Origin of the sequence: Variovorax paradoxus, from assembly GCF_029919115.1 — a bacterium.
Taxonomy (GTDB): domain Bacteria; phylum Pseudomonadota; class Gammaproteobacteria; order Burkholderiales; family Burkholderiaceae_C; genus Variovorax; species Variovorax paradoxus_O.
Window position 1 is genome coordinate 101645 of record NZ_CP123990.1, and the last position, 13431, is coordinate 115075.

Annotated in this window: 16 protein-coding genes; 5 read left to right on the top strand and 11 right to left on the bottom strand. The window is 65.7% G+C overall.

Annotated features, from left to right (window positions below; genetic code table 11):
• Positions 1-89: 89 nt before the first annotated feature.
• The 5 genes from QHG62_RS00425 to QHG62_RS00445 all read left to right on the top strand — a co-directional run bounded on the left by QHG62_RS00425 (position 90) and on the right by QHG62_RS00445 (position 2897).
• Entirely contained in the window at positions 90-356 is a 267-nt protein-coding gene (locus QHG62_RS00425) for a hypothetical protein (protein WP_281151841.1), read from the top strand.
• Positions 357-414: 58 nt separating this feature from the next.
• Entirely contained in the window at positions 415-687 is a 273-nt protein-coding gene (gene infA / locus QHG62_RS00430) for a translation initiation factor IF-1 (protein ID WP_015867950.1), read from the top strand.
• Between the two features lie 82 nt (positions 688-769).
• On the top strand, positions 770-2212 hold the full coding sequence (dbpA, locus tag QHG62_RS00435) for an ATP-dependent RNA helicase DbpA (RefSeq protein ID WP_281148853.1): 1443 nt from the start codon (positions 770-772) through the stop codon (positions 2210-2212).
• A gap of 99 nt (positions 2213-2311) precedes the next feature.
• Positions 2312-2482 (top strand): hypothetical protein, encoded by a 171-nt coding sequence (locus QHG62_RS00440; RefSeq protein ID WP_164547821.1) that lies wholly within the window; start codon positions 2312-2314, stop codon positions 2480-2482.
• A gap of 94 nt (positions 2483-2576) precedes the next feature.
• Complete coding sequence (locus QHG62_RS00445) at positions 2577-2897, top strand: hypothetical protein (RefSeq protein WP_281148854.1); 321 nt, start codon at positions 2577-2579, stop codon at positions 2895-2897.
• Here the strand turns inward: QHG62_RS00445 and QHG62_RS00450 are convergent.
• From QHG62_RS00450 to QHG62_RS00500, 11 genes are all read right to left on the bottom strand, one after another.
• A complete protein-coding gene (locus QHG62_RS00450; protein WP_281148855.1) occupies positions 2894-3826 on the bottom strand; it encodes a fatty acid desaturase family protein in 933 nt (310 codons plus the stop codon). The two genes, QHG62_RS00445 and QHG62_RS00450, sit on opposite strands and share 4 nt — an antisense overlap.
• A gap of 72 nt (positions 3827-3898) precedes the next feature.
• On the bottom strand, positions 3899-4567 hold the full coding sequence (locus QHG62_RS00455; protein WP_281148856.1) for a GntR family transcriptional regulator: 669 nt from the start codon (positions 4565-4567) through the stop codon (positions 3899-3901).
• Between the two features lie 29 nt (positions 4568-4596).
• A complete protein-coding gene (locus tag QHG62_RS00460; protein WP_281148857.1) occupies positions 4597-5892 on the bottom strand; it encodes an NAD(P)/FAD-dependent oxidoreductase in 1296 nt (431 codons plus the stop codon).
• Positions 5889-6137 (bottom strand): (2Fe-2S)-binding protein, encoded by a 249-nt coding sequence (locus QHG62_RS00465; protein WP_281148858.1) that lies wholly within the window; start codon positions 6135-6137, stop codon positions 5889-5891. The genes QHG62_RS00460 and QHG62_RS00465 overlap by 4 nt, the downstream gene beginning before the upstream one ends.
• The gene (locus QHG62_RS00470) at positions 6134-7243 is read right to left on the bottom strand and encodes an NAD(P)/FAD-dependent oxidoreductase (protein ID WP_281148859.1); all 1110 of its coding nucleotides are present in this window, start codon (positions 7241-7243) and stop codon (positions 6134-6136) included. The genes QHG62_RS00465 and QHG62_RS00470 overlap by 4 nt, the downstream gene beginning before the upstream one ends.
• Positions 7244-7254: 11 nt before the next feature.
• On the bottom strand, positions 7255-8190 hold the full coding sequence (locus tag QHG62_RS00475) for a 4-hydroxyproline epimerase (RefSeq protein WP_281148860.1): 936 nt from the start codon (positions 8188-8190) through the stop codon (positions 7255-7257).
• 13 nt (positions 8191-8203) lie between these two features.
• Complete coding sequence (locus tag QHG62_RS00480) at positions 8204-9346, bottom strand: branched-chain amino acid ABC transporter substrate-binding protein (RefSeq protein ID WP_281148861.1); 1143 nt, start codon at positions 9344-9346, stop codon at positions 8204-8206.
• 38 nt (positions 9347-9384) lie between these two features.
• Positions 9385-10299, bottom strand: coding sequence for a dihydrodipicolinate synthase family protein (locus QHG62_RS00485; RefSeq protein ID WP_281148862.1), 915 nt, complete (start codon positions 10297-10299; stop codon positions 9385-9387).
• Between the two features lie 130 nt (positions 10300-10429).
• Positions 10430-11773 carry a type II toxin-antitoxin system HipA family toxin gene (locus tag QHG62_RS00490; protein WP_281148863.1) on the bottom strand — a complete coding sequence of 448 codons (1344 nt, stop codon included), beginning with the start codon at positions 11771-11773 and terminating at the stop codon, positions 10430-10432.
• Positions 11773-12300: a helix-turn-helix domain-containing protein gene (locus tag QHG62_RS00495; protein ID WP_281148864.1), complete on the bottom strand. Its 528-nt coding sequence runs from the start codon at positions 12298-12300 to the stop codon at positions 11773-11775. The genes QHG62_RS00490 and QHG62_RS00495 overlap by 1 nt, the downstream gene beginning before the upstream one ends.
• A gap of 123 nt (positions 12301-12423) precedes the next feature.
• Entirely contained in the window at positions 12424-13413 is a 990-nt protein-coding gene (locus tag QHG62_RS00500) for a tripartite tricarboxylate transporter substrate-binding protein (RefSeq protein ID WP_432445566.1), read from the bottom strand.
• Positions 13414-13431 lie beyond the last annotated feature (18 nt).

Sequence of the window (13431 nt, forward strand, 5' to 3'; positions counted from 1 at the left end):
CCGCCGCGCCGTTCTGGCCGGCCCACGCCCGTTTTCAATTATTTTTTCGGCATTTTGCGCACAACTTTCGCGCAGGGTGCCAAGGCTTCATGGACATCATTCAACACAGTATCGCGGTGGGCAAGTACCTTGTTTCCCCGCTCATTCGCCACCAGGACGACGGCAAGTACGCCGCTTCCGTCTCGATCCGCTCCGGCCGTGGCAGCGGCATGCACGACCGCGTGATGCGTTTCACGCCGCGCTTTGCCAGCCATGCCGCCGCGGTGCGCTACGCCGTCGACCAGGGCCTTTGCTGGGTGCGCGAAAGCAGCAGCCCCCGCAGCGTTGCCCCGCTCGCGCTTTCGTGCGCAGGCTGAAACAATTACGCCCATCTTCATATCCAACACACATCGAACGAGTCAGAGGTAATCACACATGCCCAAGGAAGAACTGATCGAAATGAACGGCGCAGTGACCGAAGTCCTGCCCGACTCGCGCTACCGCGTGACGCTCGACAACGGCCATCAGCTGATCGCCTACAGCGGCGGCAAGATGCGCAAGCACCACATCCGCATCCTGGCGGGTGACAAGGTGTCGCTCGAGCTCTCGCCCTACGACCTGACCAAGGGCCGTATCACCTTCCGCCACCTGGAGCGCCGCGGCCCCCCGCCGACCAACTCCGGCAACAACAACGCACCTCGCCGCTGATCCGCGACGGACGAAGGGCCTTGCGGCACCCCGCAAAGGGTGCTGGCAAGGCCTTTGTTTTTCCGGGTCCGGCTGCCGCACGATGACCACGACCAATTCCACAGCCGGCGGCTCCCCAGCCCAGGCCCAGGCCGACCACGGCTTTGCCACGCTGGCGCTCTCGCCCCAGATGCTGGCCAACCTCACGCAGCTCGGCTACACGCAGATGACGGCCATCCAGGCCGCCGCGCTGCCGCCGGCACTGCTCGGCAAGGACCTGATCGCCCAGGCTAAAACGGGCAGCGGCAAGACCGCCGCCTTTGCCCTGGCGCTGCTCTCCAACCTCAACCCGCGCCGCTTTGCCATCCAGGCGATGGTGCTGTGCCCCACGCGCGAGCTGGCCGACCAGGTCACGACCGAAATCCGCCGCCTGGCGCGCGCCGAAGAAAACATCAAGGTGGTCACGCTCTGCGGCGGCGTTGCGCTGCGCGGGCAAATTGCCAGCCTCGAGCACGGCGCGCACATCGTGGTGGGCACGCCGGGCCGCATCATGGACCACCTGGAGCGCGAAAACCTGAACCTCGAGGCGCTCAACACGCTGGTGCTCGACGAGGCCGACCGAATGCTCGACATGGGCTTTTTCGAGGACATCGTGAAGGTGGCGCGCCAATGCCCGAAAGAGCGCCAGACGCTGCTGTTCTCGGCCACCTACCCCGAAGGTATCGCCAAGCTCGCTCAGCAGTTCATGAAGAGCCCCGAGCAGATCACGGTGCAGGCGCAGCACGAAGGCAGCAAGATCCGCCAGCGCTGGTACCAGGTGAAGGAAAGCGAACGGCTGCACGCCGTGAGCCTGCTGCTCGACCACTTCCGCCCCGTGAGCACGCTGGCCTTCTGCAACACCAAGCAGCAGTGCCGCGATCTCGTCGAGGTGCTGCAGGCGCAGGGCTTCAGTGCGCTGGCGCTGTTCGGCGAACTGGAGCAGCGCGAGCGCGACCAGGTGCTGGTGCAATTTGCCAACCGCAGCTGCTCGGTGCTGGTGGCCACCGATGTGGCCGCGCGCGGGCTCGATATTGCGCAGCTCGAAGCGGTGATCAACGTCGACGTGACGCCCGATTCCGAAATTCACATCCACCGCGTCGGCCGCACAGGCCGCGTGGGCCAACAGGGCGGTGCCGAGGGCCTTGCGCTGAACCTGGCCAGCATGGACGAGATGGGCAGCGTCGGCAAGATCGAGCAGCTGCAGGGCCGCGAATCCGAATGGCACGACCTGGCCGAGCTCACGCCCGGCAAGGGCGAGCCGATGCGCCCGCCCATGGCCACGCTGCAGATCGTGGGCGGCCGAAAAGAAAAGATCCGCGCCGGCGACGTGCTGGGCGCGCTCACCGGCGACTGCGGCTACACCAAGGACCAGGTCGGCAAGATCAACGTCAACGAGTTCTCGACGTACGTGGCCGTGGAGCGCGGCATTGCCGCCGAAGCGGCGCGCAAGCTTTCGAGCGGCCGCGTGAAGGGCAAGAGCGTGAAAGTGCGCCTGCTCGAACTCTGAAAGAAACCCCGTCATGCTCGTTGCTTAGGCTTCTGGCAGGCAAAATCCCCGCTGTGGCCTAATTGGCCCTCGAACATTACTTTTTTACCCGAGCTTTTCATGCCCAAGAAAATTCGTACCGAAGCCGACCGCGTTGCCACCCCGAAGCCGACGCCCCTGCCCGGCTACGCCCTGCCCAAGTCCGGTGGCGGCCAGAAGGTCAGCCTGGAGCGCGGCACCGCCACGCGCAGCAAGAAGAACCCCGGCAAGCGCGCAAAGAAGGGCGGCTGACCCAGCAGCCCCCACCGGCTCGCAAGAGCCACGACGAACGCGCCCCCGGGCGCGTTTTGTCATTGGGGCAGCCCTGGCCCAAGATCCACGCGCGATGTCCGACGACAACCAGATCTTCATTCCGCCCTCATTCTTCGCGGTGTACAGCGACGCGCGCAAGCGCCTGCTGGAGCCCATCGGAGTCGTGCGCGAGCGCTACGAGATCTGCGAAGACCTGGCCAACCACCTCGTGGGCCACGCGCAAATCCAGCACCACACCGAGGTGCCGGTCGAAAGCGAGATCCTGCGGCGCATCCACGCCGGGCTGGCCGTGCCTGAAGCCGGCGTATCGCCCGCCGAGGCTGGCTGGATCGTGCAGCGCCTGGCCGAACTGCTGGGCTGGCCAAGCCCCGGCCCCGAAGAGCCGGCCAGCTAGGCAGGCCGGACCGAGGCCGCACGCTTCAGCAGGCTCAGGTAGCCGGGCTGCACTTCCATGCGCGCGGTGGCGCCACGTTGCCGCAGCAGCCGGTGCGCCTTGGGCAAGCTCCAGCAGGGCAGGCTGGTGAACATGTGGTGTTCGCAGTGATAGTTGACCCAATAGGGCGCCACCAGCGTGCGTTCGAGCCAGCCGGCATGCGTGGTGCGCGCTTGGCGCAGCGGGTCGGCCTCGTTCTGCGCCACCAGCGCATGCTCGGCGATGTTGCGCACGCGGCTCACGAGCGGCAGCCAGGTGGCCATGGGCAGCAGCCACATCAGCAACCATGCCCACCAGAAGCCCGCCAATGCAAAGGCGAGGAAGCCGAGGCCATTGCCGATCAAAAAACGCCGGTCCTTCGCGAGTTCGTTCCCGAAGACCTTGAGTACCGATTCACCCGGCGCGCGGCTCCGGATGCCTTCGGCGATATGGCCGAAGCGCTGCTTGTAGAAGGTCTGGCCGCTCAGGTCGCGCACGACCTTGCGCCACATCGAGGCACGTGAGATCGGGAACGGCGCGGACAACACGAGGTCCGGATCTTCGGTCTGCTGCACGAAGCGGTGGTGCTGCAGGTGATACGGCCGGTAGTCGCGCAGCGTGGACGAGCACAGCCAGTACGCCACCCAGTCGTTGACCTTGCGGTTGCGGTGCAAGCCCGCGTGCGCGGCGTCGTGCATGAGGATGAAGAGCCCCAACTGCCGCGCGCCGACGATAGGCACCATGAACGGCACGGCCCAGGGCCACACGACACCCGCGAGCATCGCCGTGCCGATCACGCCCCAGCAATGCGCAACCAGCCACAGGCCCTTCCATGACGAACGGCTGGTGAGCGACCGCCACTCTTCGGCGGTGAAGAAGTCTTCGGGTTGCGCGCGGGGTGCGACGGCCATCGGGCCAGTATGCGCCGGAGGCCCCGGCAGATCACGCGTAGTTCCCCGGTGTCTGCCGCGAGGCCCTTCGGCCTACTTGTCGATGATCTTCCGGGCGAAAACCTCGAGGTAGTCCATGAGCCGGTTGGCACCTGCCACAGCCGCGGCCTCGTTGCCGGTGGCAATGCCCTGTGCCAGTTCGAGGTGCGCATTGGCGCCTTCGACAATCTCGCCTTCATGCTGGTACGCGTACCAGAAGCGCCGGCACTGGACGATGAGCGGAATCACCGCCTTCACCGCCGAATCGTTGTGGCTCGCCTGGTGATTGACAAGGTCGAGCGCGCGATCGGCCTTCATGTAGTCGTTCAAATCGCCGCGATGGGCGGCCTCGACCATCACCTCGGCGCAGCGCACGATCTCCTTGCGCTGCAACGCCGTGGCGCGGCGTGCCGAGCAGGCCGCAATCAGCAGTTCGAGCACACGCCGGGTCTGGATCACGTCGAGGTGGTCGGCCAGGTCGATGGTGGACACCAGCAGGCCGCGGCGCGGCTGCTGCACGATGAGACCGATGGACACCATGCGCATCAGCGCCTCTCGCACGGGCGTGCGGCCAAGGCTGGTGCGCTCGGCCAGGTCGGCTTCGACCACTTGGCTGCCGGGCTCCAGCTGCATGGTGGAAAGCAGCGTCTCGATCGCGTCGTAGGCAAGGTCGGCGGCCCGTCGCTTGGGCTGGGGGCGGGGCAAGGTCTTCGGGGTGGCCATGGTTTTTTTCTTATGAAGCTGCTTCGGTTTCATTGTCGGTCCACATCGTTGCCGTGGACCGCAAGGCCTGCCAGGGTTGCAATGCGCGCCGGCGAGAGCGGCGGCCGGGGGATGGGCGGGGTCCAGCCGAAGAGGAACTGGGCCGCATCGCCGCACACGCGGCCTTGGCAAGCGCCCATGCCGCAGCGGCGATGCAGCTTGGCATCTGTCCAGCCGCTGCAGCCGGCAAGCGCGGAAAACGGCACGTCTTCGCAGCGGCACACCAGGGTGTCGGGCTGCGGCATCTGGCGAATCTCGGCGGACAGCGCAAAGCTGCGGTTCAGCTGCGCGGCAAAGGCGTTCCATCGGGCGCGATCATGTTCATGCTGCGTTGCGGCTCGTTCATTGCCGACTGCTGCGTAGCCTGCAATGGTGCCCTGCGCAAGGGCGCGCTCGCTGCCGCCGAAGCCGGTGCATTCGCCGGCCGCATAGACGCCGGGCAGGCTGGTGCGCTGCAAGGCATCGACCGCGAGCGCCCGCGCGCCCGTGTCTGCAGGCACAAGGGCGCAGCCGAGTATCTGGCCGAGCTGCGTGTTGGGTGTGAGGCCAAAGCCGCACGCCACCCGATCGCATTCGATCTGCGCCTCGCGCCCGCCCTGACGGAGCCGGACCGATTCCACTTGGCCATCGCCCTCAACGGAGACGATGCGCGACGAAGTGCGATACCGCGCATCGCCCAGCGTCAAAGCCTGGGCGGCCTTGCTTGGCCAGCGCAGCAGATTGACGGCAAAGCCGGCCACCGCAGCAAGCGAGGCCTGCTCGGCGATGCGCAAGACCTTTGCGCCCGCGGCGCGCGCAGTGGCCGCGGCTGCAAGCAGCAAAGGCCCGCTGCCCGCAACGACGATGCGTTCGCCTTCGACGGGCAAGCCCGCCTTGATGAGCGCCTGCAAGCCGCCCGCGCCAGTGACGCCGGGCAGCGTCCATCCCGGAAAAGGCAGCAGCAGCTCGCGCGCGCCGGTGCACAGGATCAACTTCTTCCACTGCATGCGCCAGCCGCGCACCGCGTCTTCGAGCAGCAGCTCGTCGGGTGCGGGCGCAGCGATCACGCGCGTCCCGCTGCACACGCGAATGTTGGCGTGGCGCTCGAGTGCTTCACGCCACTTGCGTGCGATGGGCGGCAATGTTGCGCCTGGACCATCGCGCCAGATCTGGCCGCCGGGTGCGGGGTTGTCGTCTATGACGACGATCGATGCGCCGCTGGGCGCGGCCGCTACCGCTGCGGCCATGCCCGCAGGGCCCGCGCCGACGATCAGCAGATCGCAATGCTCCAGCGCCAAGTGGGTCATGCCCTGGTCTCCACCTGCATGCCTTCGGCGCAGACTGTCTGGCAGGCGAGCATGCGGCGTCCGTCGATCCGCACACGGCACTCCTGGCACACGCCCATGCCGCAGAACGGAGCGCGCGGCTGGCCCGAGACGGAGGTGCGCGCCGCGCCCGTGCCGCCGACGACGCGCAGCGCCGCAGCCACTGAGCTGCCCGCTTTTACGCGGACCAGGCGCCCATCGATGTGCAGCGAGGTCTCGCCGGTCATGCGAATTTCTCCGAGCGAAGACCGCGCGGCGCGTAAGGCGCCGCGTCGAATTCAGGGGCGGCGCCGTTCATGAGCGCCGCGAGCAGATGCGCGCTGCCCGGCGCAGTCGTCACGCCCAGGCCTTCGTGGCCGACCGCGAGCCAGAGCTTCTCTCGCCACGGATGCTTGCCGAGCAGCGGCAGCCCGTCGGGCGTGGCGGCGCGCATGCCGGTCCACGAGCGCACGGCGGTGAGGCCTGCAAGGCCCGGCAGGTACTCGAGCGTGCGTTGCAGCATGCGCGCGAGCATCGGCGCCTCGACGATCGGATCGGTGGTGTCGAACTGGCGCGAGGAACCGATCAGCAGTTGCCCCGTCGGCCGCGGCTGCACGTTGAAGGCGACCGAGTCGCCGTCGCTGTGGTGCGCGCTGGTGACATAGCCGAGCTCGACGAGTTGGTGATGCACGGTGCCCGGATAGCGGTCGGTAATCAGCAGGTGGCCCTTCTTGGGGCGGATAGGCAGCTCAGGGCACAGCGTGGTGGCCTCGATGCCGTTGGCGAGCACGATCTGCGGCGCGGTGCGGCGGCTGCCGTCAACGAGCCGCAGCGTGCCATCGCCTTCAATCTCATCGACCTTCGCATGTTCGACGCGGACCGAATCTCCGCCCTGCGCGAGCAGCCAGCGGGCCGCATTGGGCGCATAGAGAATGCCGTCGCCAGGCACTTCCAGTGCACCTGCAAGACCGCTGCGCAAGGCAGGCTCGGCGTGCGCCAACGCGGCGGCATTGAGCAACCGGCATTCGATGCCGTGCGCGCGCAGCCTCTGCTGCTTGCGTTCAGCCTCCGCCATTTCTTCTTCATTCGCGGCAATCCACAGGGTGCCGCAAGCGCTGTATGCGCAGTCTTCGCTCATGCGCGGCGCCATCGCGCGCCATTGCGCCGTCGAATGGCTGCTCAGCGCGAGCTCGGCCGGGTTGTCGTCCATCACCACCAGGTGCCCCATGCCGGCGCCGGTGGCTCCGCCGATTCGCGCGTCGAGCACCAGCACGCGGCGGCCGGTTTGGGCCAGCGCGTGCGCGCAAGCGGCACCGACGATGCCGGCCCCGATGACGATGACGTCCGCGTCCATGCAGCGCGGCGTCAGAGCCGGATGCCCCACCCGAAAGGATCGTTGTCGTCGATCAGCAATGTGGCTTCGGCGCTGATGTACGCCCGGCCGCGCAGGGTTGGGATGACCTTGCCGTCTTCCACCGTGTAGCTGGCTTCGAAGCGGCTGCCGATCACGCTGGCCTGCGTCCACACCTCGCCCGGCGCGAGCTTGCCGTCGGCCGCAAGGCAGGCGATCTTGGCGCTGGTGCCGGTGCCGCATGGCGAACGGTCGTAGGCGTTGCCGGGGCAGAGCACGAAATTGCGGCTGTCTGCGCCGCCGTCGTCATCGGCAAAGAGTTCGATGTGGTCGATCTCCGCGCCTTCTGCCCCCGTGATGCCCTGCGCAGCGAGTGCCTTGCGAAGTGCCTCGGTGTAGCCGGTCAGCGCAGCGAGGTTGTCGCTGGCCACGCGCTGGCCGTGGTCGCTTACCAGGAAGAACCAGTTGCCGCCCCAAGCCACATCGCCGCGCACGGTGCCATGCTCCGGCAGTTCGACAGCCACCTGGTGAAGATGCCGGTAGGCGGGCACGTTGCGCACACTCACCGAACCATCCGCATGCAGCGTGGTCGTGACGGTGCCCACGGGCGTTTCGATGCGATGCTCGCCCACGCCGATGCGCCCCATATGCGCGAGGCTTGCCACCAGCCCGATGGTGCCGTGGCCGCACATGCCGAGGTAGCCGGCGTTGTTGAAGAAGATCACGCCCGCCGCGGCATCCTTGGATACCGGCTCGCACAGCAGCGCGCCTACCACCACGTCGCTGCCGCGCGGCTCGAGCACGGTGGCGGCGCGCCACTTGTCGTGCCGCTCGGCCAGCAGCGCGCGGCGCTCGGCCATGCTGCCGCCGCCCAGGTCTGGGAACCCGCCGATGACCAGGCGCGTGGGCTCGCCGCCCGTGTGCGAATCGACGATCTGGATGCGCTGCATGTCTTCCTTCGGCTCAGTAGCTGGCAAGCGCAACGGGCGCCGTGTTCTTGAAGGTGAACACCGTGACCGGTGCCTGCTTCATGTTGCCCTTGTCGTCATAGCTGTAGGTTGCGGCCACGCCCTTGTAGGTGGTCTTGTAGAGCTCGGCGCCCACCTTGTCGGGATCGACGGAGTTGGCCTTTTGCATCGATTCGCCGATGAACATCACCTGGTCGTAGTACGAGGCCGCATAGGCGTCCGCGTCGACATTGAAGCGCTTCTTGAACTTGGCCTTGAACGCCGGGCCGCTCTGCGCCTTTTCGAGAATGGAGCCGCCTTGCGCGCAGAACACCAGGTCGTTGACCGCATCTCCGCCGAGCTTGCCGGTGGCCGGGCTGCACACCGTGTCGCCACCCAGCAGCTTGCCGGGCACGGCCAGCTGCTTCATCTGGCGCGCCATGGGCGCCGCCTGCGGCGCATAGCCGCCGAAGAAGATGGCTTCAGGCGCCTTGGCCTTCATGTTGGTGAGGATGGCGGTGAAGTCCACGGCCTTGTCGGTGGTGAACTCCTGGCCGACGATGGTGAGCCCCTGCTTCTTCGCCTCTTTGGTGAACTCTTCCGCAAGGCCCTGGCCGAAGGCGGTGCGATCGTCGATGACACCCACCTTGGTAACCTTGAGCACCTTGGCCGCATACACGGCCATGCTGGAGCCGATCTGGTTGTCGCTCGCGATGATTCGATAAAGGTTCTTGTAGCCGCCCTGCGTGACCTTCGGGTTGGTGCCCACGGTGGAAACCATGGTGCCGCCGTCGGCGTAGATGCGTGAAGCGGGAATGGCCACGCCCGAGCAGTACGGCCCCATGACGTACTTGACGCCGTCGTCCACGAGCTTTTGCGCAACGCTCACGCCGGTCTTGGCGTCGCACTGGTCGTCTTCGGACACCAGTTCGAACTTCAGCGTCTTGCCGCCGACAGTGATCTTCTTCGCGTTGAGTTCCTCGATGGCGAGGCGCACGCCGTTCTCATTGTCCTTGCCCGCGAATGCATTGGGACCCGAGAGCGGGCCGCTGTGGCCGATCTTCACGACCTGCTCTTGGGCGCTGGCTTGGCCTGCGATGGTGAGGGCAGCGAGGCCCACGAGGCCGATGAATGGAACCATGCCTACTTTTGTCTTCATGCTTCTTCCTAGGTTGGGAACAATGAAAAGAGCGGTTATTACATAACCGACTGGTACTGCACAGGCCTGGTGGCCAGCGCCTTGTTCACGATCGCCTCCACAGCCGCGCGCTCCTCGCCGACCAGGGGCAGGCGCGGGCGGCGCATGTGCTCGCTGCCCACCCCCACCAGCGCATCGATCAGCTTCAGGTTCTGCACCAGCTTGGTCGACACATCCAGGTGCAGCATCGGCGTCATCCACTGGTACAGCTTCAGCGCCTCGGCAAACTTGCCCGCCTTCATCAGGTCGTACAGCGCCACCGTCTCGCGCGGGAATGCGCAGCCCACGCCCGCCAGCAGGCCATCGCAGCCCAGCGCCAGCCCCTCGTACGCCAGGTCGTCCACCCCCAGGAACAGCTGGTAGCGATCGCCCACCGTGTTGCGCAGGTCCGTGATGCGGCGGATGTTGTCCGTGCTCTCCTTGATGGCCGCAATCCACTCGCAGTCCGCGAGCTCCACCATGTGCTCGGGCTTCAGGTCCACCCGGTAGGCCACCGGGTTGTTGTAGACCATGATCGGCTTTTGCGCCGCATTGGCGATGGTGCGCACATTCAGCATTGCCTCGCGCGCATCGGCCACGTAGATCACCGAGGGCATCACCATGAAGCCCGCCACCCCCAGCTTGTTGGCCCCTTCCACATAGCGCAGCGCTTCGCGCGTGCTGGTTTCCGACACATTCGCCAGCACCGGGATGCGCCCGTCGGCCGCCTCCAGGGCGATCTGGGCCACCTGCAGCTTTTCTTCCAACGTGAGCGTGCTTGCCTCCCCCAGCGAGCCGCAGGTGACCAGGCCGTGAATGCCGTTGCGGATCTGGAAGTCGATGTGGCGCGCGGTGCCCTCCGCGTCGATGCGCTCGTCGGCGTGGAACTTGGTGGTGATGGCGGGGAAGATGCCTTGCCAGCGGGGATTGGTCACGGTGGTGCTCCTGAGGTGTGCGGTGGAAATCAGGCTCACTTTAAATATATTAATAATATATCGTCAAGACATTTCTGCTTTGCCGCGGCTCTGGAGCGGGCCGGCTTGTCCACGGTTGCTGGCTGGGGGCCTATTCGGCGCGAGGGGCGCCGGCGCTGCCGATGTCGGCAAGACCCGAGCGAAAGCGCTCGGCTTCGCTTCGCATGCCGCGCGAAATGGCTTCCCAGGTCCGCGCAGGGAAATCGGCCGGCAGCAGAGCCTCTACTTCTCCCAACGCCTCATCCAGCGACTCCACCATGCCGAGCATGGCGTTCCATACGTCGATGCCGCCATTCTTCATTGCCAACTGGTGCCAATGGCGCGCCTGGATGGTGTGGAAAACGTAGTGCTTGTTCTTGGAACGAACCGCCATCGCCAGGCCGGCCTTGCGCGGCTGGAACTGGTTGGGCCCGTTGCCGAAATAAGGCCACATCGAAATGATGTCGTAGAGCGGCGTCATGTCATAGACGTCGCCCTGGTACAGGCGGACTGAAAAGTTCTTGGCGTGGCCGTCTGTTGCGGCCAGCAGAAAGAAGGCCAGCTGGGTCAGGAGAAACCGGGCGCGGTCGTCGGCACTCCGGCTTCCTTGCAGGAGTTGCAGGCAGTTGGGCATGCCGGGGCCTTCGTCTTGCTCGTACTTCCTGGTCGAAGGCAACCCCATGGCCTGGCAAAAGTCTTCTTGCGGCAGGCGCGCGATCCATGTGCCGCCATCCTTCCACTCGCGATCGAAGCGCTCCACCACCAGAACCGTCTGCCCCTCGAAGGCCGCGATGGATGTAGGCGCCACAGGCAAGCCGAGCGCTTCGACGATCTGCGCGCAAAGCCATTCGTTCTGCACCGAGTCGGATGCGTCCACGCGCCGTGAACCGCCGATGAGCCCGAGCGGCAGCTTGATGATGTGCGTGGTGGGCGTGGCGCCGTGCGGGCGGCACCATGCGCCGTTCCAGCGGGTGAGGGCGGTCTTCTCCTGGGCGCCGGCAAGAGAGATGCGAAACAGATCTTCGTCGCGCATGCTTTCGGGCGTGGCATCGGACGGAACGGACCGCAGCAGCTCGGCGACCTCTTTATTGCCAAGGGGCTCGCAGTTCATGGCCTTCCAGCCCTCGGGCTCGGCACCTGCGGGCAGCAGCTGCACGGCGCCGACACAGTCGCGGCCAATGGCTTCGAGCAAGTCGAAGGTACCGATGTCCTTGAGCTTGAAGCGATGACCCAGGCGCATCCGTACCGCGATGTTGTCCGGCAGCAGATTGTCGAAGTAGTTCCTGACCGCGTCGCCCCGGACTTCGAGCGTGCTGTTGATCGGAATTGACAGCGACAGCGACCGCTGCCGCGGTGACTCAAGCCACTTCGGGTGATACCGGAAAGTGTGGGAATCCCGATCGACAAGCCAGGTGCCGACCAGCTCCCCGTTCATCCACGCATTCAGCGCCTGCATCACCAGGAGCCAGTCTTCGGCCGGACGACGAAACTGCGGCGCGATGTCGGCTTGACATCCTTGCCCGGATTGAGGGCTTCCAGCTGCCGGAGCAATGCGCCCGGCGCGGTCGGTTGAACTTGAGCCGAGCCGGCCTCGGACGATTGGAGCGGCGGAGCGCTGGCCTCCCTGGGAGACAGCGTGACCAGCACGGAGCCATCACCCATCGTCTTTGTCGTCCATGGTCCCGCCGGAAGGTTCACGGCTGTTTCCTGGGGCGGCTCATACCTTTTCGAGGGCTCTTCCATCGCGTACTGGACGCCGCCCGAAGGCGTTTCCTCACGCAGGAAAAAGGTCGCGCCCAAGGTCGACAGGAGCTTTGTCAGTTGCTCGAGGCTGACAGCCCCGGGATTCGCTTCGATCTCCGCTATTCGTGCCTGGCTGACACCCACGAGCGCACCGGCTTGCGCCTGAGTCAGGCCGCGTTTTTTGCGTAGCGCCTTCAGGTGGGGCCGCAACTGGTCGACAAAGCGAAGGGGATAGTCCATCTTGCAAGCAAGATATCGGCCTTGGCTTATTTTGTCAACATACAAGGTTTAGCTTATTTTTACCGGATACTTGCCTGAGCCAGTAATTTCGCAAAACAAGACTTAGCCTATATCTATATCTCGCTAGTCGATCTTCGCCCCAGAAGCCTTCACCACCGCTCCCATTGCATCCCAATCGGCGCGCAACAGCTTCTGGAAGTCCTCCGCGCTCTGCGTACGCGGCTCCACGCCCAAGCGCTTGAAGCGCTCCTGAATCACCGGATCGGCCAGCACCTTGTTGGTGGCCGCGTTCAGGCGCTCGACCTCTGCCTTGGGCGTGCCGGCGGGTGCGAGCAGGCCAATCCATGAATCGAAGGCATAGCCCGGCAGACCGCTCTCCGCAACCGTCGGCAGGCTCGGCAGGAAAGGGCTGCGCGCCTTGCCTGTGGAAGCGAGCAGCTTCATGCGCGGGTCGGCCTGGAAACCCATCACGCCGATGCTCGACGAAATAACCGCTTGCACCCGCCCCGCGAGCACCTCGTTCACCGCTTCGCCCGTGGACTTGGTTGGAATATGCGTCATCTCCAATCCTGCCTTGGCAAGGAACGATGCCATTGCCAGATGCGTGGCACTGCCGTTGCCCGCCGAGGCGTAGTTGTACTTGCCCGGGTTGGCCTTCACCTCCTTGATGAAGTCGGCCGTACTCGACACGTTGAGCCCGCTTGCCACCGCCAGCACATAGCCCGCATTGCCGATGTTGGCCACTCCCACGAAATCCTTCAGCGGGTCGTACGAGAGCTTGCTGTACAAAAAGCCGGCGATGTTGTGGCTTGCCGCCGCGAGCAGCAGTGTGTTGCCGTCCGCCGCGGACTTGGCCACCGCCGCCGCGCCCACCGTGCCACCCGCACCCGCACGGTTCTCGACGATGGCACCGGCATTCAGCGCCGCGCCAAGCTCCGCGTTGAGCGATCGGGCCACCGTGTCTTGCACCGCGCCGGTGCCAAACGGCACAACGATGTGAATCACGCGCTGCTGCTGTTGTTGCTGCGCCTGCACAGGTGCGAAGGCGCCAACAAGCGCCGTGGCGGCTGCAACTGCAGCCAGCGAACGTCGGGTGAACAGGGTCGGGGTCATCGGAGTGGCCGCTTTCAT

Excerpts from the sequence above, each read along its gene's own strand:
- QHG62_RS00445 (WP_281148854.1), top strand. The coding sequence starts at position 2,577 with ATGTCCGACGACAACCAGATCTTCATTCCGCCCTCATTCTTCGCGGTG.
- QHG62_RS00440 (WP_164547821.1), top strand. The coding sequence starts at position 2,312 with ATGCCCAAGAAAATTCGTACCGAAGCCGACCGCGTTGCCACCCCGAAG.
- QHG62_RS00425 (WP_281151841.1), top strand. The coding sequence starts at position 90 with ATGGACATCATTCAACACAGTATCGCGGTGGGCAAGTACCTTGTTTCC.
- dbpA (WP_281148853.1), top strand. The coding sequence starts at position 770 with ATGACCACGACCAATTCCACAGCCGGCGGCTCCCCAGCCCAGGCCCAG.
- QHG62_RS00460 (WP_281148857.1), bottom strand. The coding sequence starts at position 5,892 with ATGACCCACTTGGCGCTGGAGCATTGCGATCTGCTGATCGTCGGCGCG.
- QHG62_RS00500 (WP_432445566.1), bottom strand. The coding sequence starts at position 13,413 with ATGACCCCGACCCTGTTCACCCGACGTTCGCTGGCTGCAGTTGCAGCC.
- QHG62_RS00455 (WP_281148856.1), bottom strand. The coding sequence starts at position 4,567 with ATGGCCACCCCGAAGACCTTGCCCCGCCCCCAGCCCAAGCGACGGGCC.
- QHG62_RS00480 (WP_281148861.1), bottom strand. The coding sequence starts at position 9,346 with ATGAAGACAAAAGTAGGCATGGTTCCATTCATCGGCCTCGTGGGCCTC.
- QHG62_RS00495 (WP_281148864.1), bottom strand. The coding sequence starts at position 12,300 with ATGGACTATCCCCTTCGCTTTGTCGACCAGTTGCGGCCCCACCTGAAG.
- QHG62_RS00490 (WP_281148863.1), bottom strand. The coding sequence starts at position 11,773 with ATGCAGGCGCTGAATGCGTGGATGAACGGGGAGCTGGTCGGCACCTGG.
- infA (WP_015867950.1), top strand. The coding sequence starts at position 415 with ATGCCCAAGGAAGAACTGATCGAAATGAACGGCGCAGTGACCGAAGTC.
- QHG62_RS00475 (WP_281148860.1), bottom strand. The coding sequence starts at position 8,190 with ATGCAGCGCATCCAGATCGTCGATTCGCACACGGGCGGCGAGCCCACG.
- QHG62_RS00470 (WP_281148859.1), bottom strand. The coding sequence starts at position 7,243 with ATGGACGCGGACGTCATCGTCATCGGGGCCGGCATCGTCGGTGCCGCT.
- QHG62_RS00450 (WP_281148855.1), bottom strand. The coding sequence starts at position 3,826 with ATGGCCGTCGCACCCCGCGCGCAACCCGAAGACTTCTTCACCGCCGAA.
- QHG62_RS00465 (WP_281148858.1), bottom strand. The coding sequence starts at position 6,137 with ATGACCGGCGAGACCTCGCTGCACATCGATGGGCGCCTGGTCCGCGTA.